15 protein-coding genes are annotated in these 18,739 nt (G+C 72.1%); 4 read left to right on the top strand and 11 right to left on the bottom strand.

Annotation, left to right across the window (positions count from 1 at the left end; all coding sequences use genetic code 11):
• Window positions 1–24: 24 nt before the first annotated feature.
• The gene (locus ACZ6TD_RS36070) at window positions 25–1,674 is read right to left on the bottom strand and encodes a carboxyl transferase domain-containing protein (protein WP_471344830.1); all 1,650 of its coding nucleotides are present in this window, start codon (window positions 1,672–1,674) and stop codon (window positions 25–27) included.
• Between the two features lie 200 nt (window positions 1,675–1,874).
• On the opposite strand from ACZ6TD_RS36070, the gene ACZ6TD_RS36065 reads away from it, so the two are divergent.
• A complete protein-coding gene (locus ACZ6TD_RS36065; RefSeq protein ID WP_471344828.1) occupies window positions 1,875–2,954 on the top strand; it encodes a lytic polysaccharide monooxygenase auxiliary activity family 9 protein in 1,080 nt (359 codons plus the stop codon).
• 100 nt (window positions 2,955–3,054) lie between these two features.
• Here ACZ6TD_RS36065 and ACZ6TD_RS36060 read toward each other — a convergent pair whose 3' ends face one another.
• Together ACZ6TD_RS36060 and ACZ6TD_RS36055 are read right to left on the bottom strand one after the other, a co-directional pair.
• Window positions 3,055–3,822 carry an N-acetyltransferase gene (locus ACZ6TD_RS36060; RefSeq protein WP_471344826.1) on the bottom strand — a complete coding sequence of 256 codons (768 nt, stop codon included), beginning with the start codon at window positions 3,820–3,822 and terminating at the stop codon, window positions 3,055–3,057.
• Between the two features lie 108 nt (window positions 3,823–3,930).
• Window positions 3,931–4,449 (bottom strand): MarR family winged helix-turn-helix transcriptional regulator, encoded by a 519-nt coding sequence (locus tag ACZ6TD_RS36055; protein ID WP_471344825.1) that lies wholly within the window; start codon window positions 4,447–4,449, stop codon window positions 3,931–3,933.
• A 132-nt stretch (window positions 4,450–4,581) separates the two neighbouring features.
• Here ACZ6TD_RS36055 and ACZ6TD_RS36050 point away from each other — a divergent pair, with 132 nt between their 5' ends.
• Window positions 4,582–4,998: an organic hydroperoxide resistance protein gene (locus tag ACZ6TD_RS36050; protein ID WP_471344823.1), complete on the top strand. Its 417-nt coding sequence runs from the start codon at window positions 4,582–4,584 to the stop codon at window positions 4,996–4,998.
• Window positions 4,999–5,083: 85 nt separating this feature from the next.
• Here ACZ6TD_RS36050 and ACZ6TD_RS36045 read toward each other — a convergent pair whose 3' ends face one another.
• The 3 genes from ACZ6TD_RS36045 to ACZ6TD_RS36035 all read right to left on the bottom strand — a co-directional run bounded on the left by ACZ6TD_RS36045 (window position 5,084) and on the right by ACZ6TD_RS36035 (window position 10,817).
• Window positions 5,084–5,977 (bottom strand): esterase/lipase family protein, encoded by an 894-nt coding sequence (locus tag ACZ6TD_RS36045; protein WP_471344821.1) that lies wholly within the window; start codon window positions 5,975–5,977, stop codon window positions 5,084–5,086.
• A gap of 230 nt (window positions 5,978–6,207) precedes the next feature.
• Window positions 6,208–7,302, bottom strand: coding sequence for a DNA polymerase Y family protein (locus ACZ6TD_RS36040; protein WP_471344819.1), 1,095 nt, complete (start codon window positions 7,300–7,302; stop codon window positions 6,208–6,210).
• Window positions 7,299–10,817 carry a DNA polymerase III subunit alpha gene (locus ACZ6TD_RS36035; protein WP_471344817.1) on the bottom strand — a complete coding sequence of 1,173 codons (3,519 nt, stop codon included), beginning with the start codon at window positions 10,815–10,817 and terminating at the stop codon, window positions 7,299–7,301. The genes ACZ6TD_RS36040 and ACZ6TD_RS36035 overlap by 4 nt, the downstream gene beginning before the upstream one ends.
• Window positions 10,818–11,044: 227 nt before the next feature.
• Between ACZ6TD_RS36035 and ACZ6TD_RS36030 the strand changes: the two genes are divergently transcribed.
• Together ACZ6TD_RS36030 and ACZ6TD_RS36025 are read left to right on the top strand one after the other, a co-directional pair.
• Window positions 11,045–11,497 carry a PPOX class F420-dependent oxidoreductase gene (locus ACZ6TD_RS36030; RefSeq protein ID WP_471344816.1) on the top strand — a complete coding sequence of 151 codons (453 nt, stop codon included), beginning with the start codon at window positions 11,045–11,047 and terminating at the stop codon, window positions 11,495–11,497.
• Between the two features lie 414 nt (window positions 11,498–11,911).
• Window positions 11,912–12,355, top strand: coding sequence for a subtilase-type protease inhibitor (locus ACZ6TD_RS36025; protein WP_471344814.1), 444 nt, complete (start codon window positions 11,912–11,914; stop codon window positions 12,353–12,355).
• 123 nt (window positions 12,356–12,478) lie between these two features.
• Here ACZ6TD_RS36025 and ACZ6TD_RS36020 read toward each other — a convergent pair whose 3' ends face one another.
• The 5 genes from ACZ6TD_RS36020 to ACZ6TD_RS36000 all read right to left on the bottom strand — a co-directional run bounded on the left by ACZ6TD_RS36020 (window position 12,479) and on the right by ACZ6TD_RS36000 (window position 18,710).
• The gene (locus ACZ6TD_RS36020) at window positions 12,479–13,555 is read right to left on the bottom strand and encodes a S1 family peptidase (protein ID WP_471344812.1); all 1,077 of its coding nucleotides are present in this window, start codon (window positions 13,553–13,555) and stop codon (window positions 12,479–12,481) included.
• A gap of 331 nt (window positions 13,556–13,886) precedes the next feature.
• Window positions 13,887–14,819 carry a slipin family protein gene (locus ACZ6TD_RS36015; protein ID WP_471344810.1) on the bottom strand — a complete coding sequence of 311 codons (933 nt, stop codon included), beginning with the start codon at window positions 14,817–14,819 and terminating at the stop codon, window positions 13,887–13,889.
• Window positions 14,820–15,036: 217 nt separating this feature from the next.
• Window positions 15,037–15,942, bottom strand: coding sequence for a S1 family peptidase (locus tag ACZ6TD_RS36010; RefSeq protein WP_471344808.1), 906 nt, complete (start codon window positions 15,940–15,942; stop codon window positions 15,037–15,039).
• 315 nt (window positions 15,943–16,257) lie between these two features.
• Window positions 16,258–17,607 carry an NtaA/DmoA family FMN-dependent monooxygenase gene (locus ACZ6TD_RS36005; protein ID WP_471344807.1) on the bottom strand — a complete coding sequence of 450 codons (1,350 nt, stop codon included), beginning with the start codon at window positions 17,605–17,607 and terminating at the stop codon, window positions 16,258–16,260.
• A complete protein-coding gene (locus ACZ6TD_RS36000) occupies window positions 17,604–18,710 on the bottom strand; it encodes an LLM class flavin-dependent oxidoreductase (RefSeq protein WP_471344805.1) in 1,107 nt (368 codons plus the stop codon). The genes ACZ6TD_RS36005 and ACZ6TD_RS36000 overlap by 4 nt, the downstream gene beginning before the upstream one ends.
• Window positions 18,711–18,739: the final 29 nt, after the last annotated feature.

Below are 18,739 nucleotides of genomic sequence, written 5' to 3'. Positions count from 1 at the left end.
CGTCACGATCGTCAACGCCCGGCGTCAACGGGGTAGCCCGATACGGCGATGCCGGACCCGGCGCGCGGCGAGCCGCTCGTCGGGGTCCTGGGCGCGGAGGGCGGCGAGTTCGGCGCCGAGGAGCCGGCCGAGACGACTGAGGAAGACGTCGGGCGCGCGGGAGGCGTCCTCGGCCCCGAAGGCTCCCCCGGCCCCGGAGGCGTCCCCGGCCCCCGAGGCGTCCTCCTCAACGATGCGGTCGACGATGCCCTGGGCGAGGAGGTCGGCGGAGCGTACGCCCTGGCGGGCGGCGACCTCGTAGGCCCGCTCCGTGGTGCGGTGGAGGATCGCGGACGCGCCCTCGGGCGGCAGCGGCGACAGCCAGGCGTGGCGCGCCGCCACGACCCGGTCGGCGGGCAGCAGCGCGAGCGCGGCGCCACCGGCGCCCTGGCCGAGCAGCAGACAGAGGGTGGGCGCGGGCAGGGTCACCATGTCGGCGAGGCACCGCGCTATCTCCGCCGCGAGCCCGCCCTCCTCGGCCTCGCGGCTGAGCGCGGCGCCCCCGGTGTCGATGACGGTGAGCAGCGGCAGCCCGAGCTCGGCGGCGATCCGCATCCCGCGCCGCGCGGTCCGCAACCCGGCCGGCCCCAGCGCCTGCCCTTGCCCCGGCCCCTCGGCGGTCTCGCCCTTGCGGGCGCTGCGCCGGTTGTGCCCGAGAACGACGCAGGGCGTCCCCCCGACCCGGGCGAGCGCGAGCAACAACCCGGGGTCGTGCTCCCCGGCCCCCGTACCACTGAGCGGACTCACATCCTCGGCGGCCACCCGCAACAAATCCCGCACTCCGGGCCGCTCCACCCGCCGCGAAGCCCGTATCGACACTTCCGCGGTCGGCACGACCGCCCCGCCCTCGGGCGCCCCGGTGGGCCCGGTCTGATCGTGGGCGGCCGCCCGTGCCGCCGAGGTGGGCGCGGACACGGCGTCGCCCGCGCACAGCACCCTCAGTACTCGGGCCGCCACGCCCGACAGGCGGCTGAGCGGGAGGACCGCGTCGATCAGGCCGTGGTTCATCAGGTTCTCGGCGTTCTGGACGCCGGGCGGGAACTCCTCGCCGTAGAGGGCCTCGTGCACGCGTGGGCCCATGAAGCCGATGAGGGCGCCCGGCTCGGCGGCGGTGACGTGGCCCAGGGAGCCCCAGGAGGCGAGGACGCCGCCGGTGGTGGGGTGGCGGAGGTGGACGAGGTACGGCAGGCCCGCCGCCTTGTGGTCCGTGATCGCCGCGGCCACCTTCACCATCTGCAGAAACGCGACCGTACCCTCCTGCATCCGGGTGCCGCCCGACGCCGGTGCCGCCAGCAGCGGCAGCCGCTCCGCCGTGGCCCGCTCCACGGCCCGTACCAGCCGCTCCCCCGCGGCGACCCCTATCGAACCCGCCAGGAAGCGGAACTCGCAGGCGATCAGCGCCACCCTGCGCCCCTCGATACGGCCCTCACCGGTGATGACCGACTCGTCCAGCCCGGTGCGCTCCCGTGCCCGCTCCAGGTCGGCCCGGTACTCGGGGTCGTCCGTCGTGATCTCCACCGGTTCGTCCCAGCCGTGCCAACTGCCGGGGTCGACGATGGCCTCGATCAGCTCGCGGGCCGACGGGCGGGAGGCGCGGGAGGCGCCCGAGGCGCGGGGCGAGTTCGTACCGGTCATGTGTGTCACCCTTCCACGCCACCGGCCCCTCGCAATCATCGGCGATCACCTCGGGTGGATCACCTCGGGCACCCCCGCGACCGGGCCAGTCTCAGCTACACCTGAGCTGCTCCTTAACGGCGCCATAAGACCGGCGAGAAGGCCCGTGGGCGGGGCTAGCGTGCTGCGCGTCACCCCCCACACCCAAGGAGTTCCCGACGATGACCGCTCGTGCGACCGCCTCCCGCAGAACCGCCCGGATCGCCGTGCTCGGCATGGTGCCGCTCGCCCTCACCGCGCTGAGCGCCGACCCGGCCTCCGCGCACGGTTCGATGCAGGACCCGGTCAGCCGGGTGTCGGCGTGTTTCGCGGAGGGGCCGGAGAGCCCGGACTCGGCGGCCTGCAAGGCGGCCGTCGCGGCAGGCGGCACCCAGGCGCTCTACGACTGGAACGAGGTCAACATCCCGGACGCCGCCGGGCGCCACAAGCAGATCATCCCGGACGGAAAGCTGTGCAGCGCGGGCCGCGACAAGTACAAGGGCCTGGACCTGCCGCGTGCCGACTGGCCCGCCACCGCCATGACGGCCGGTGAGCACACCTTCACCTACCGGGCCACCGCGCCCCACCGGGGCAGCTTCGAGCTGTACATCACCAAGGACGGCTACGACCCGACGAAGCCGCTGACCTGGGCGGATCTGGAGGCGGAGCCGTTCGCCAAGGTCACCGACCCCACCCTGCGGGACGGGAGTTACGTCTTCTCCGGGAAGGTGCCGGGCAAGTCCGGCCGCCATCTGATCTACAGCGTCTGGCAGCGCTCGGACAGCCCGGAGGCGTTCTACACCTGCTCGGACGTGACCTTCGGCGGAGGCGGGGCCGGGGCCGCGAAGGGGGCGGAGACGAACGCGGGTTCCGCACCCACCGCCGCCGCGCCCGATGACGCCCAGATAGCGAAGGGCGCCGAGAAGTCCACGGTCGATCACCACGGCCATGGCGGTGACAGCGGCGCCGAGGCCAACCACCAGCCGAAGGCGGCGGACGAGAAGGGCGCGGAGGCGAACCGCCCCGAGGCCAAGAGCGCCGAGGTCAAGAGCGCCGAAGCCATGGCCGCGAGCACCGGGCCGGAGGGCTCTCAGGGCTCGCAGGGCGGGAGCGCCGCCGACGGGCAGCGCCTCGCCGAGACCGGGGGCGACGGATCCACCGGCCCCATGGCCATCGGCGGCGCCGCGGTCCTCGCCACCGGCGCGGCCGTGCTGTTCGCCGTCGCCAACCGCCGCAAGACCGTACGGCGGGGCCGCGGCTGAGGCCGTAGGGCGCCGCTGACGCCGTAGGCGTCCGCGGCCGATCGGACGGAGTCGGTTCCGGGGAGGATGACGGCATCCCCGGGACCGGCTCTTCCGTCGATCAGAAGGCAGGCGGCTTCACATCGTGCCGGATCCATACGTTGGGTTCCACATAGACGGCATGATCACGTGCGGTGTCACAGTGCACCGGGACGACGGCCCCTGGTACGTCGACGTCACCGTCGCTGTTGAACGGCAGGCCGGTCCACTGCCGCCACTGAGCCAGTGAGCCGCTGACCGTCATCGACGCCGGGGCGATCCTCTGGATGCTGCCACCAGCCTTGACGTGTACGCGTAGCCAGGGGTCGGCCGGAAAACCGTCGTCACCCTGCCGACGGACGTAGTCGGTCATGGCGACGCGCGGTTCGAGGTGCTTCGCCGTGGGACGGACCGGAGCCAACAGCACGTTGTGCCCCTGTCGGCCAACGGCATCCCGCAGCGCGGCCAACATGCCGTAGGACAGGCCACGGCCGAGATAGTCGGTATCCACCGTGATCTCCAGCGCACTGACCGCTGTCGGTGAATGCCCACGGCGCTGGTCGCGGAACGCCCAGGCGAGTACCTGATCCCAGCCCTTGTCCGGCGTCTCCTCACGGCCGTCGAGGTCGGCGTTGAACGGCACGCTCAGCCCACGGGCGACGACGCGGTCACCGTCCGTTGCCACCACGCAGTACCGAGGGAACTCCTCCGCCACCCGGCTCAGCAAGGCTTCCCCCACCGGATCGTGCGGTATGAAGGCCGGCCACGTCTCAGCGATCTCGTACATACGGGAAAGCAACGACGGACGCTCGGCAAAGGTGGTGATCACAATGCTGTCTATCTCTGTCACGGCGGGGACACTGCCACAGGAACATCCCTCCTGGCCAGCGGTTTTGTCCCACTGGCGCCCTTTGACCCGTGACTTCAAGGTGGCGAAGGCTCACTCCAGCGGGCGCCCCTACGGCGTCTCCTCGGCCAGCGCCGCGTCCAGCGCCGCCGTCAGCCGCCGGACCCGCGCCTGGAGATCCACCGCCTCCTCCAGGCCGAGGCCGCCGGCCTCGATCGCCGCCAGGGGTACGCCCTGGGCGCGCTCCTTCAGCGCCGCCCCCTCCGCCGTGAGCCGGACCGTCACCGAGCGCTCGTCGTGCGCGCTGCGCTCGCGCTGGACGAGTCCGGCCGACTGCATCCGCTTGAGCAGGGGCGAGAGGGTGCCGGAGTCCAGCCGCAGATACTCCCCCAGACGCTTGACCGGCATCTCCCCGTGCTCCCAGAGCACCAGCATGGCCAGGTACTGCGGATAGGTCAGCCCCGTGTCGCGCAGCACCCGGCGGTAGAGGCCGTCGAAGGCGCGGGAGGCGGCGTGCAGGGTGAAGCAGAGCTGCCGGTCGAGCCGGAGCAGTTCGTCGGAGGGGCGCGGCTCGGGGGTGGTGGTGCGGTCGGCAGTGCTGTCGGTGGTGCGGTCGGACTGGTGTGACATGCCTCCAGCGTACCCTTTAGTTGTGCGCAACTTAATTGTGTGCTCTACTTCTGTCCGGAGGCGGGGCACCCCGAGCCCCCACCTCCCTCCGACTGCCGGAACACGACCGGAAACACGAAAGGGATGGTCTTCATGGACGCGCTCTACACCGCGGTGGCCACGGCCAACGGACGCGACGGCCGGGCCGTGAGCTCCGACGGACAGCTCGACCTGCCGCTGGCCATGCCGCCCGCCCTCGGCGGCGACGGCAAGGGCACCAACCCCGAGCAGCTCTTCGCCGCGGGCTACGCCGCCTGCTTCGCGTCCGCGCTCGGCCTCGTCGGCCGCCAGGCCAAGGTCGACACCAAGGACATCTCCGTCACCGCCGAGGTCGGCATCGGCAAGGACGCGGCGGACGACGGCTTCGGGCTCAAGGTGACGCTGCGCGTCGAGCTGCCGGGCGAGCTGGAGAACGAGACCGGCCGCAAGCTGGTCGAGCAGGCGCACCAGGTGTGCCCGTACTCCAAGGCGACGCGGGGCAACATCGAGGTCGAGCTCATCGCCGAGTAACGGGCGACGGGCGACGCGCCCTGCTCGTACACACCGAGGCAGGGCGCGCCATGACGGAGACGCCTCATCCGTCCGCTGTCAAGCGTCAGTCGTCCGACGCACACGTCGTCGGCGTGGCGTGTTCCGGATCGAGGGCGTTGACGGCCTCGTGGAAGGCCAGACCGTCGGTCAGCCCGATGGTCACGTGCTCGGAGATGTCGGTCGCGCACAGGTCCTGGATCACCACGTTCTTGACGTTGGGACCGGAGAGGAACTGTGCCCGGTAAGGCGTGGCGACCTCGTCGTACTTGGTCGAGATGACCGTGTAGCGCACTCCGGGGACGGTGTCGCCGCCCTCGTTGAGGCGCCGCAGGAAGTCCGAGCCGACCACCTGGTCCATCAGCCCCGGGGCGCCCTTGGCGATGATGTCGCCGGCCCCGGGGAAGTAGTCCAGCAGCTTCGTCAGCCCGGACAGCGTGGTGCCGTGGTTGGTGGGGGCGATGCCGACCAGGGCGTTCACCTTCGGCGCGCCACCGAGGAACTTGAGGTAGTAGCGGGGCATCATCCCGCCCTGCGAATGCCCGACCATGTCGACCTTGGCGGCGCCGGTGGCGGCGAGCACCCGGTCCACATAGGCGGACAGTTGCTTGGCGGACTGGTCGATCGGCCCCAGACCGTGGAACAGCGGGACGAGGGGCAGTTGGCCGTAGTCGAGGGAGAAGACGCAGTAACCGCGCTGGACCAGGTAGGGGGCGAAGCCCAGCCAGTTGTCGACGGAGTTGCCGAAGGTGCCGTGCACCAGGACGACGGGGCGGGGGTGTTGGGCCGACGGCTTGCAGGAGTAGTTGTTCCAGCCGCTGCTCACCGCCTCCGACGCGGTGTCCGTGGCGAGCGCGGCGGTGGGGGTCGCCGCGGTCGCCGCGACCGCGAGGGCCAGGGCGGGCAGTAAGCTGCGGGTCTTGGTCTTCCGGAATCGCCGGATACGCCTCCAGGGCAGCATCACATGAACTCCTCGCTGGTGGGGGAGAGAGTCGCGCTGACGGTGCGCTTGCGCTGCGCCCTGCGATCCGGATCACAAGAGTGGTGCGCTCACTCGAAATTACGCGCGAGTAGCAAAGCCATCCAGCCATTCGTCAGTGAAGGAACGTTTACACGCTTTTCACGTGACGCCCAGGAATGCGCCGGGTTACGCGAAGTGGGAAAACCAGGGGGACTGGTGGGACCTGCGGTCTACGCGACGTCGAGGAACCCGGCGGGCCGGACCGCGGAGCTGCCGAAGCGGGCGCGGGCCCGGTCGGCGGCGGCTTCCAGCCGGCGTGACTTCTCGTCCGCGGGGTCGAACGTGAGCTGGTGGGAGGCGAGTCCGGCGTCCGTCAGCCCCTCGACGCGCAGCGCCACGGACCGCACCCGGGCCCGCTGCAGCCCGAGCGCGTCGTGCAGCGCGTACGCGGCGGCGGTCAGCTCCGGGGTGTGCGCGGTCGGCTCGGTCAGGGTGCGGGTGCGGGTGGTCGTGGAGCGGTCGGCGTAGCGGACGGTGAGGCTGATCGCGGCCGCCACCTGCCCGCTCGTCCGCAGCCGGACGCCGAGCCCGTCGGCGAGGGTGAGCAGCGCGCGGCGACGGCGGACGGGGTCCAACTCGTCGCGGCGGAAGCGGTGTTCGGCGCCCATCGCACGGGCGGGGGCGTTCGGGGTGACCGGCGCCGGGTCGATACCGCGCGCCCAGGCGTGGACGCGGCGCGCGGTCGCCGCGCCGAGGATCCGCTGGAGGGTGGACAGCGGCGCGGCGGCGATCCGCGCGGCGCTGTCCAGCCCGTACGCGCTCAGGGCGCGCGCGGTCGCGGGCCCCACCCCGGGCAGGGCGATGGGCGGCTTGCGGGCCAGGAACGCGGCGACGGCGTCCGGATCGCCGGGAACGGTACGGACGGCCCCGGACTCCTGAGCCCCCTGGGCCTCCTGGGCCTCCTGGGCGGCCATGCGCGCGAGCAGGGGGTTGGCGGCGACGCCGACGGTGCAGTCCACGCCGTACCGGGCCAGCGCCCGGACCCGTACGATCTCGGCCAGCCCCGCCGCGTCCCGCCCGAAGTACCGCAGCGCGCCCCGCACATCCGCGAGCGCGGCATCGGGCGGCAGCGCCTCGACGACGGGTGTCAGCTCGCCGAGCAGGGTGAGCAGCCCCTGGTAGACGTCCTCCCCGGGCACGGGGTGGAACCGCACGTACAGCACATGCGGCACGTCGCCCTCCCGCTCCGGGCCCACGGCCCGGCCGCCGCCCGGCAGGGCCATGTCCATCAGACGGGTCGGGAAGGGGTGCCGGCCTGCGGTCATCCCGCGCTCCCCGGGCTGGCGTGCCACAGTTTGCGGCCGGTGGCGGCCTGGTCGCCCGCGGGCCGGAGGTCGGCCCAGGGGTGCATGGCGTAGCCGGTGGGCATCTCGATGCGGCGGCCGGAGTCCGCTTCGGCCGCCTCCGGGCCCGCCCCCGCCAGTTCGGCGGCGACCGCCCCGAGGCCGCCCTCCTTCCTGAGCTGGGCCAGCTCGGCGAGGTTCCACACGGCCGAGCCGACGATGCTGAGGCTGCGCGGGCCGCGCCGCTGGACCACGCCGCGCACGAGCAGCAGCCAGGAGTGGAAGACGGTGTGCGCGCACGCCGCGTGGCTGTCGTCGAAGAAGGCGCAGTCGACCAGCCCCGTACCGTCGTCGAGCGTGGTGAAGATGACCCGGCGCCCGGAGCGGATCGGCGGGGTCTGGGTGGCGGCCTTGGCGCCGGCGACGAGCACGACCTCCCCGTGCGGCGCGTCGCGCAGCCGCTTCGCGGGGATCGCGCCCAGCTCCTCCAGGAAGTCCCGGTGGTCGCCCATCAGATGGCGGGAGACGTCCATGCCGAGGATGCCGAGTTCGGCGCCGAGGCGTTCGTTCGCGTCGAGGTCGGGGAGCCCGGCGGGGGCGGCGGGGCCGGTTTCGGCCAGCGGAAGCTGACCCTCCGCGTTGTGCCGGGCGGCGCCCCGCTGCTGCCGGTGCAGCTCGGCGATCCGCAGCAGCAGATCGCGGCGGCTCGCGCCGAACGCGTCCAACGCGCCGACCTGGGCCAGCCGTTCGGCGACCGGCCGCCCGGGGTGGGCGCGCAGCCACAGGTCCTGGAGCGAGGAGTACGGCTGTCCGGCCGCGATCCGCTCGGTCTCGGCCTCGCTGATGCCATGGACGTCGCTCAGTGCCAGCCGGATACCGACGTCCCCTTTGTGACGGCTGTCACGAGAATCACCAGACGTCAGTTCGATTCGATAGGCGGCCCCCGATCGGTTCACGTCCAGCGGCAGGATCGGCACCCCGCGCCGCCGCGCGTCCGCCAGCAGCAGCCGCTTCGGGTACATCCCGGGGTCATGGGTGAGCAGCCCGGCGTAGAAGGCGGCCGGATGGTGCGCCTTGAGCCAGGCGGACTGATACGTCGGGACCGCGAAGGCGACGGCATGCGCCTTGCAGAAGCCGTACGAGCCGAACGCCTCGACGATCTCCCAGGTGCGCAGCCGCACCTCCGGCGCGTAGCCCCGCTTCTCCGCCTCCGCGTGGAACCAGGCCCGTACCCGCCCCTGCCGCTCGGGGTCGGACAGGGCGCGCCGCGCCTCGTCGGCGAGGTCCCGTTCACATCCGGTCATGATCGACACGATCTTGATGATCTGCTCGTGGAAGACCACGACCCCGTACGTCTCGCGCAGCGCGTCCTCCAGATCCGGATGCGGATAGCGCGGGGGCTTGCGGCCGTGCCGGGCATCGATGAAGGGCCGGACCATGTCGGCGGCGACCGGGCCGGGCCGGAAAAGCGATATGTCGACCACGAGATCGTGGAAGGAGGTGGGCTGCAGCCGGCCGAGGAGATCGCGCTGGCCGGGCGATTCGATCTGGAAGCAGCCGAGGGTCTCGGTGGAGCGGATCAGGTCGTAGGTGGCCGAATCGCCGGGCCGCACCTGTTCGGGGTCGTCGATGTCCACGACCCGGCCGGTGGCCCGCCGGATCTCCGCGACCGCGTGCGCCATCGCGGACTGCATCCGCACCCCGAGGACATCCAGCTTGAGCAGTCCGAGCTCCTCCACGTCGTCCTTGTCGAACTGCGACATGGGGAAGCCCTCGCCGCTGGTCGGCACGATGGGCGTACGGGCCAGCAGCCCGGCGTCCGAGAGCAGCACCCCGCAGGGGTGCATGGCGATGCCACGGGGCAGCCCGTCGAGCGCCTCGACCAGCTCCCAGAACCTGCCGAAACGTTCCTGCGCGGCGGTCGCCTCTCGTAGCTCCCGCAGCTCGGGCAGTTCCGCGAGCGCCGCGCGGGCATCGCGGGCGCGGATGTGCGGGAAGGACTTGGCGAGCCGGTCCACCTCGGCCGGGTCCATGCCGAGCGCCGCGCCCACGTCCCGTACGGCGTGGCGCACCCGGTAGGTCTCGGGCATCGAGACGGTCGCGACCCGCTCCGCCCCGAACCGCTCGAAGATCGCGCGATAGACGTCGAGCCGGCGCGCCGACTCCACGTCGATGTCGATATCGGGCAGCGCGGCCCGCCGCACCGACAGGAAGCGCTCCATCAGCAGGCCGTGGGCCACGGGGTCGGCATGGGCGATGCCCAGCAGATGGTTGACGAACGATCCGGCGCCGGAGCCCCGGGCGGCCACCCGGATGCCCAGCTCCCGGGTGTCGTCGACGACCTGCGCGACGGTGAGGAAGTACGAGGCGAAGCCGAGCCGTTCGATGGTGCGCAGCTCGTCCTCCAGCCGCTCCCAGCGCGCCCGGTCGGGGTCGTACCCCCGCAGCACCATGGCGGCGGCGCAGCGCGACCGCAGCACCCGCTCGGCGCTCCGCCGCCCGGCCCCGACCAGCCGGGGCTCGGGGAAGTGGACGCTGCCCAGGCCGATGTGGTCCTCGGGGTCGACCAGACACCCGGCGGCGGTGCGCCGGGTCTCCTCCAGCAGCCGGTGCGCGGCGTCCCGCCGCATCCCCGCCGCCTCCACGATCCGCTCGGCCGCCGCCGCCATGTCCCGGGGGCCCTTGAGCCAGCGCTCACCGCTGTCGAGCGCCCCGGGGGTGCGCGGGTCGATGGGGACGAGCCGGCGGGCCGCGTCCAGGACGTCGGCGACCGGCCCCTCCCCCGGATCGGCGTAGCGGACGGCGTTGCTCAGCACGGCCGGGACGCCCTGCTCGGCGGCGAAGCCGACGGTACGGGCGGCGAGCCGCAGCGAGCCCGGACCGGTGCCGGTGCGGCCGTGCCATACGGCCTCCAGGCGCAGCGCGTCGCCGAAGAGTTCACGCCAGGGGGCGATCAGCCGGGCGGCCCGGTCGGGGCGCCCGGCGGCCAGGGCCCGGCCGACGTCGGAGTCCGGGCCGAGCAGCACCGTCAGCGGGGCGAGCGCGCCGGGGTCGCTCACCAGATCGCGCCAGTGCAGCAGGGGCGGTCCTTCGCCGTTCGTCCGGGCGGTTCCGGGGTGGGCGAGCCCGGCATGGGCGGCCGAGACCAGCCCGCACAGCGCGGCCCAGCCGGGCGCGCCGTCGCGGGCGAGGAAGACCACCCGGGGCGCGGACTCGTCGATGAACGCCCCGCCGCGCACCGGCGTACGGCGCCGGGCGGTGCGCCCCGGATCCGGGGCCTCCGCCCGTACGGCGAGGTCCACCCCGAACAGCGGCCGCACCCCCGCGCGCTCACATGCCCGGGCGAACCGCACCGCTCCGGCGAGGCCGTCGCGGTCGGTCAGCGCGATCGCGTCCATACCGCGCTCGGCGGCACGCCGCGCCAGCCGCTCCGGGTGCGCGGCCCCGTACCGCATGGAGAACCCGGACGCGGTGTGCAGATGCGTGAAGCCTGGCATCCGCACCTCCCGCTGCTCACACCCCCTGACCGACCCTGCATGTCCCACGCCCCACCATAACCCCATTCTCGAACAGGCGTGCGAGTCGGTTTCGATGACCCACCCCTCTCCACCATAAGCACCCAAAACGCCCTTTAATCCCGCGTGTCGCCTTGTGCACGCGGCACGCGGAAGCCGGTGGGTCGCATCAGTAGGCGGGCCACCGACCCATGCGTATGCTGATCACCATGACGGAGGGATCCCTGCTCGATCTGCTACGGGAGCAGCGCACCGGCGCGCTCGTCACCCTCAAGCGGGACGGACGGCCGCAGCTGTCCAATGTCGCCTTCACCTATGACCCCGCGACGCGCCTCATCCGGATCTCCGTCACCGACGACCGCGCCAAGACCCGCAATCTGCGCCGCGATCCACGCGCGAGCTTCTACGTCACCAGCGGGGACCACTACTCCTATCTGGTGGCCGAGGGCGATGCCGAGCTGACGCCGGTCGCCGCCGATCCCCACGACGCCACCGCCGATGAGCTGGTGGAGGTCTACCGCGCGATCCAGGGCGAGCACCCGGACTGGGAGGAGTTCCGCGCGGCGATGGTGGCCGAGCGGCGGCTGGTGGTGCGGTTGCGCGCGGAGCGCGGCTACGGCTGGGGGCACCGGACCGGGTCCCTGAGCGGAGACCTCGACTGACCCCACTCCGTCTCGGAGGGCTCGGCCGACCCCACTCCGCCGGTCGGCTTGCCCTGGCAGGTTCTCGCCCTAGCGCGGTGCGCGACAGCCCTCACCCCAGAGGCATCACGAACATCACCCGATCTCGCTCACCTGAGCGCTCTTGAATCGATTTGAGCGCCTCAGCGCCTGGCTGAGCACACCATCCGCAGGAGCGTGAGAGGGCGGACGGGACCCCCGAGGGGCGCGATGCGCGCGGCGCCGCGCACCCGGTCGCCACGCGGCGTTCCGCACCCGGACATCCACCGCACGCGACAATAAGCCACCGAACGACTACTTGTAGCGACCGGAAGTGCTCGATCGACGTGCGTTCCTGACGCGCACCGCGTAGAACTCCGTCCGGTATCTGCAACGACGAGCAAGGGAGTGTTCGAAATGCGGAAGACTACTGGGGCGATCGGGCTGGGAGCCGCACTGGCCGTGAGCGCCGTGCTGGGGATCGGCACGAGCGGCGCGGCGCACGCCGAGCCCGCCAAGCCGAAGAGCCTGTACCCGCCGTCCGCGCTGGTCCTGACCGTCGGCTGGGGGGCCGACGCGGCCACCACCGAGGTCCAGCGGGCGGTGACTCTGAGCTGTCGCCCCACCCCCACCGGTACCCACCCGGCCCCCACTCAGGCATGCGCCGAACTCCGCTCCGTGGGCGGCCTGTTCGGTCAGCTCCGGACCGGGGCGGAGCCCGGCCGGGTGTGCACCAAGGAATGGCACCCCATCACCGTGACCGCCGAGGGGATCTGGGACGGCCGCCGGGTGTCGTACGAGCACACCTTCGCGAACAACTGCTTCAAGAGCGCGGCCCCGACGGCGGTCTTCGAGTTCTGACGGGCTGACCGGAAAGGGGAAGGCCCCCGGACACCGTCCACGGGTGTCCGGGGGCCTGCTCTCGTTCACACGGGAGCGGACCGCGGGAGCGAAACGCTCACCAGGTGAGCCAGGTCGGCCAGATCAGCCGATCTCGGCGCCGAACGCCTGCAGCGCCTCCGGCACCGGCTGGAAGAAGGTCTCGCCGCCCGAGGAGCAGTCACCGCTGCCGCCGGAGGTCAGGCCCAGCGCCGTGTCGCCCGCGAAGAGCGCGCCGCCGCTGTCGCCGGGCTCGGCGCAGACGTTGGTCTGGATCAGCCCTTCGACCGACCCTTCCTGGTAGTTGACGGTCGCGTTGAGGCCGGTGACCTCGCCGTCGTGCACCTGGGTGGTGGAGCCGCTGCGCGTCACCTTCTGGCCGACGGTGGCGTCACCGGCCTTGGCTATCGCCTGGGTGCTGCCGTTGTAGAGGTCGACCGCGCTCGGGTGGTCGGTGTCCTTGGTGTACTTGACCAGGCCGTAGTCGTTGCCGGGGAACTCGCTGCCCGCGTTGGTCCCGATCTCCCCGCCGCCCTGCGAGTCCGACCAGCTGCTGATGGCCTCGGTGCAGTGACCGGCGGTCAGGAAGTACGGCTCGCCGCCCTTGACGACGTTGAACCCGAGCGAGCAGCGCCCACCGTCGCCCCAGATGGCGTCGCCACCCGCGATGAAGGTGGAGAACTTCCCGGCCGAGCGCTTCACCTCGACCTTGTCGCCGAGCGCGTCGGCGACCTTGTTGAGGGTGGCCATCCGGGTGCCCTTGACGGAGCTGTCCGCGGTGACGACGACCTTGTTGCTTCTGGGGTCCACCGACCACGAGGTGCCGGGGATGGTGGCCTTCTCCTTCAGCGTCTGACGCGCCTTGCTCAGCTCGGCCAGGGTGTGCGTGACCACCTTGGCCTCGGCCCCGGCCTCCCGGACCTTGTCCACGACGCCCTTGTTGACGACGTTGACGACGAGCTTCTTGGCCTTGGCGTCGTAGTACGAACCCGCCGTGTCGCTCTTGAGCGAGGAGGTGAGGGTGCTGGCGAGCTTTCCGGCGGCGCCGACCGAGAGGGTGTCGGGCTGGGGCTCACCGGGGGCGGCGTTGGCGCTCTGCAGGGTGATCCCCGTGGCGACCAGGGCCGCTATGCCGGCTCCGGCGATGGCGACACGACGCTTGGGTATGCGGCGGTGCTTCAACTCTCTGCCTTCCAGTGGGGGGTTGGGCCCGTCGGCAGTGGGGTGCCAGGGCCCGGAGGGCGTAACGGCATAGCGCTTCTCCCCACTCGGGGGCGCGTCCATGCCAATTTGCGCCGCCGAGTATTCCCATCACCACCGGGCGCGCACAAGGGCGCGTTCACGTCATGGGCGTGAAATTTACACTGCGGACTCATGTCCGGACATGGCGGTGCCCGCACACCTTCGAGGTGTACGGGCACCGAATCAGGTATCCGGACGAGCCGTCAAACCGGGCGGATCACCTCATGGAATCGCCTCGCGGGATGTCCTGCCGGATATCACCTTCCACGGCTCATCGCTCGACCCTGTGCGGCTCCGGCTCGCGCTCGGTGAGCGTCGGCATCGCCTGCCGAGCGGGCTGGGCCGACTGCGCGGGCGCGGCCTCCCGCTCCGGCGCGGCGGCCGGACCGGCGGCCGGGGCGCCGCCCTCCGCGCCACCGTCCGTCCGGGCCGCCGCCGGGATCTCCTGCTGGCCCTTCTCCAGGAAGCGCAGCAGTTCGACCGGGATGGGCAGCACCAGTGTGGAGTTCTTCTCGGCGGCGACCGCCATCACCGTCTGCAGCAGCCGCAGCTGGAGCGCCGAGGGGGTGTCGGCCATCTGGGAAGCGGCCTCGGCCAGCTTCTTCGACGCCTGCAGCTCCGCGTCCGCGTTGATCACCCGGGCGCGGCGCTCCCGGTCGGCCTCCGCCTGGCGGGCCATCGACCGCTTCATGGTCTCCGGCAGCGACACGTCCTTGATCTCCACCCGGTCGATATGGACGCCCCATCCGACGGCCGGGCTGTCGATCATGAGCTCCAGGCCCTGGTTGAGCTTCTCCCGGTTGGAGAGCAGATCGTCCAGATCGCTCTTCCCGATGATCGACCGCAGTGAGGTCTGGGCCATCTGGGAGACGGCGAAGCGGTAGTCCTCCACCGCGACCAGCGCCTCGGCCGCGTCCACGACCTTGAAGTAGACGACGGCGTCGACCCGAACGGTCACATTGTCCCGGGTGATGCCCTCCTGGGCGGGGACGGGCATCGTCACGATCTGCATGTTGACCTTGTAGAGCCGGTCGACGAACGGAGCGATCATGGTGAACCCCGGCCCCCGGATATCCGAGCGGAGCCTCCCGAGCCGGAAGACCACCCCCCGCTCGTACTGCTTGACCACCCGGGCCGCGGCCAGTACGCCTAGGGCGCCGAGGCAAGCCAGTACCACTATCAATGTCACGAGCGCATCGACCATCACGGCCACCTGCCGTCCGTATCGCGAACAATGCCCCTCGTGGGGTACTGATGTCCACGATAGTCCGCTCGTCGAACAGTGGGGAGGGCTGTGGAAAACCCCCGTCAGGCGCGCGGAATGGCCTTCCCCGCCGACGCGGAGAGCCCCCGTCCGGCAGCACGGACGGGGGCTCTCGCTCAGCCTGGCGCGGAGCTGATCAACGGAGGAACGGCGCCGATCAGTAGACGCTCACGCCGTACGCGTTCAGCGCCTCGACGACCGGCTGGAAGAACGTGGTGCCACCGGAGGTGCAGTTGCCGCTGCCACCGGAGGTGAGGCCGAGGGCGGTGGAGCCGGCGTAGAGCGGACCGCCGCTGTCGCCGGGCTCGGCGCAGACCGTGGTCTGGATCATGCCGTAGACGATGTCGCCGTTGCCGTAGTTGACCGTGGCGTTCAGCGCGGTGACCCGGCCGCTGTGGATGCCGGTGGTGGAGCCGCGCCGGGTGACCGTCTGGCCCACGGTCGGGTTGGCGGCCGAGGTGATGTCCTGGCTGCCGACGGTGCCCTGGGGGGTGACCGAGCCGCTGTACCGGACCAGACCGTAGTCGTTGGTCGGGAAGCTGGAGCCGGCCGTCGGGCCGATGGTGGTGGTGTGGCCGGAGTTCGACCACCAGGTGCCGGCGCCGTCGGTGCAGTGACCGGCGGTGACGAAGTAGTTGGCCCCACTGCTGTTGCGCACGTTGAAGCCGAGGGAGCAGCGCCAGCTACTCGCGTAGATCGCGTCGCCGCCCGAGATCAGCTTCTGAATCTTGCCGGGGGTGCGCTTGACCTCGATCGCGTCGGCGTTCGCGCCGGCGGTGTTCTTGATCTTGGCTATCTCACTCTGGGACACCGAGCTGTCGGCGGTGACCACGAGCTTGTTGGTCCCCTTCTCGACATACCAGGCGGTGCCCGCGACATCGGCCTCGAGGACGGCGCTGCTCGCCGACTTGGCCTCGGCCGCGCTGAAGGTGCGGGCGCCGTCGCTACCGGCGTAGGCGGCGGGGGCGGCGAGTGCCGTTCCGGCCACCAGGGCGGAGGTCGCGGCGATCAGGGCGATACGTCTCGCCTGCTTGCCGTGGGGGGCGTTGCGCTTGATCCTCAACTCTTCCTCCGGGGGAATCGGGGGTCCGCTTGGGTGGGCAGGCCCGTGAGGCGCAGTCAATGAGCACGCCGATATGACCGATTCGGCGTGCCCCTGACAAGCGCTTCCGGAAGTATTCGTGGCTCCGGGCGCAGCGCGCAAGAGGACAATTCGGAACAGTCGCCGGGCACACGCCACATAGCCCCGGCGGGTTCAGGCCGCCGGGGCTTGTGCTCCCATCCCCTTGGGTATCCAGTCAGACGGACGCGCGGGCGATCGGGTTCCGCTATGGCGCGGACGTATCGCGTCCCGGCGGCCGGGCCGCCGCGCGGCCGCTCAGCCCCGCTCCCCCGGATGCCGAAGTCCCAGGTGGTCGCGGAGTGTCGGACCGGTGTACGCGGTGCGGAACACCCCGCGCTCCTGGAGCAGCGGCACCACCCGGTCCACGAAGTCATCGAGCCCGCCGGGGGTCAGATGGGGCACGAGGATGAAGCCGTCGGCGGCGTCGGCGGCGACGAATTCCGCCATCTCCGCCGCGACCGCCTCCGGGGTGCCGATGAACGACTGACGCCCGGTCGCCTCGATGACGGTCTGCCGGATGGACAGCCCTTTCTCCTCCGACAGCGCCCGCCACTTGGCGGCGACGGCCAGCGGATCGCCATGCCGCACCCGGCCCTGGACAAGCTGGGACTCGGGGTCGGGGTCGATGTCCGGAAGCGGCCCGTCCGGGTCGTAGCCGGACAGGTCCACACCCCAGATCTGCTCCAGGGTGAGGATCGCGGTCTGCGGCGAGACCTGCTGCCGCCGGATCTCCGCGGCCTTCTCCTGGGCGTCGGCCGGGGTGTCGCCGAGCACCACGGTCACCCCGGGCATGATCTTCAGCTCCCCGGGGGCGCGCCCGTACCGCGCGAGCCGCCGCTTGACGTCGGCGTAGAAGGCGCGCCCGGCCTCCAGTGAGCCGTGCCGGGTGAAGATGATGTCCGCGGTGGAGGCGGCGAACTCCCGGCCCTCGTCGGAGTCCCCGGCCTGGATCACCACCGGATGGCCCTGTGGCGAGCGTGGCACGCCGAACTCGCCCTCGATGGTGAAGTGCCGGCCGCTGTGGGCGAACGGGCGCGGCGTGCCGTCCGGGGTCCAGGAGTCCCACAGCTCACGGGCGGCGGCGACGAACTCGGCGGCCCGGGTGTAGCGGTCGGCCCGGTCCAGGAAGCCGCCGCGCCGGAAGTTCTCGCCGGTGAAGGCGTCGGAGGAGGTCACCACGTTCCAGGCGGCGCGGCCCCCGCTGAGATGGTCCAGGGAGGCGAACCGGCGGGCCAGTTCGTACGGTTCGTTGAACGTGGCGTTGACGGTGGCGGCCAGCCCCAGCCGTTCGGTGACGGCGGCGAGCGCGTTCAGCACGGTGATCGACTCGGGCCTGCCGACCACGTCGAGGTCGTGGATCCGGCCGTTGTGCTCGCGCAGCCGCAGCCCCTCGGCGAGGAAGAAGAAGTCGAACAGCCCGCGCTCGGCGGTGCGCGCGAGGTGTTCGAAGGAGGAGAAGTCGATCTGGCTCCCGAGAGCGGGGGCGCGCGAAGCGCGTCGGCCAGGGGTGGTGGTCGGGCCGGCGGTCGGGACCGTCCATACCGTGGTGTTGTTGACGCCCGGGAAGTGGGCCGCGAGATGGATCTGCTGGGGCTGCGAGGTCATCGGGCGGCCTCCCCCTCCAGGGCGTAGCGGTTGGCCGGGCGGGAGAGGCCCAGGTGGTCGCGGAGTGTCGCACCGGGGTAGGAGGTGCGGAACAGCCCCCGGTGCTGGAGCGGCGCCACGGTGCCGTTGACGAAACGTTCCAGGTCATGGCGTGGGGCGACGGGAGTGATGTGGAAGCCGTCCACGGCGTCGGCGGTGTGCCAGCCGGTGATCAGCTCGGCGAGTTCCACCGGTCCCCCGCGGTACAGCGGCGGGCCGCCGGGCGTGTCGGTCAGCGGGACCGGCGCGCCGCCCGTGGACGGGGAGGCCCCGGGCGTGCCCTCCCCGTCGGCCAGGTCCACGGCGACGGCGGCGAGCACGGTGAGCGCGCCGGGCTCCCGGCCGTGCGCCACCGCCCGCCGCCGCAGCTCGTCGCGGATGCGGCCCGCCTCCTCCGGGGAGGTGGCGCGGATGTACACCACATCGGCGTGCCGGGCCGCGGTCTGCCAGGTCACCGGGTCGGTGGCGGCGACGGCCACCACCGGGTGGCCCTGCGGGGGCCGGGGCACGATGGCCGGGCCGCGCACCGTGAAGTGGGCGCCCTCGAAGTCCACGTAGTGCAGCTTGTCGCGGTCGATGAAGCGGCCGGTGGCGGTGTCGCGGATCTCGGCGTCGTCCTCCCAGCTGTCCCACAGCCGGGCCACCACATCGGCCACCTCCCCCGCCTCGGCCCACAGCTCCCCGGCGGGGGCGGCGGGGCGGCGGCCCACCAGCCGTGCCTCCGCCTCCGTCGTCGACACCTCGACCCGCCAGCCGGCCCGGCCGCGGCTCACCCAGTCCAAGGTGGCCACGGACGAGGAGACATGGAACGGCTCGGTGTGGGTGGTGGTGACCGTCGGCACCAGGCCGATCCGCCCGGTGGCGGGCGCGACACGCGCGAGGACGGCGAGCGCGTCGAGCCTGCCCCGGCCCGGCCCCGGAGGGCCGAAGCTGTCGTCCAGGGTGATGAAGTCGAGCGCGCCGTCCTCGGCGAGTCGGGCGAGCTCCACGTAGTACGGCGCCTGGTACTGCCCGTCGCCGTCGATGGCGGCGGCCAGGTGCAGGGTGCCGGTCGGTACGGCCATGGTCGGGGCCTTCCTCGTTCTTCGGGGGT

The sequence above is a fragment of the Streptomyces yongxingensis genome, from assembly GCF_055597465.1.
Note: the sequence above shows the minus strand (reverse complement) of the source record. Positions and strands in the feature narration are given on the sequence as shown.